At 59.3% G+C, this 258-nt stretch carries 1 protein-coding gene; it reads left to right on the top strand.

The genetic code is table 11. The features are described 5' to 3' along the window. On the top strand, positions 1-258 hold a 258-nt coding region (locus tag LKL37_RS23060; protein ID WP_431612583.1), incomplete at both ends, for a nucleoside hydrolase.

A 258-nucleotide genomic window follows, 5' to 3' on the forward strand; every position in this document is an offset into this window, starting at 1 on the left:
GAACGCCTTATCCCGTCGCGCAAACGCCCGGCACTAAAAGCGCTTGTTTCTCCCCGGTTTTGATCCGATGCTCGCTGGATAACAAACAGAGGAGAAAGAACATGCCCCGCCCTATTATCATCGATTGCGATCCCGGCCTCGACGACGCCATCGCGCTGGCTATGGCGCTGCGTTCGCCGGAGCTGGACGTCAAAGCCATCACCACCTCCGCCGGCAACCAGACGCCGGAGAAAACCCTGAATAACGCGCTGGGTCTGT

Origin of the sequence: Chryseobacterium sp. 'Rf worker isolate 10', assembly GCF_050753305.1 — a bacterium.
In the GTDB taxonomy this organism is placed as follows: domain Bacteria; phylum Bacteroidota; class Bacteroidia; order Flavobacteriales; family Weeksellaceae; genus Chryseobacterium.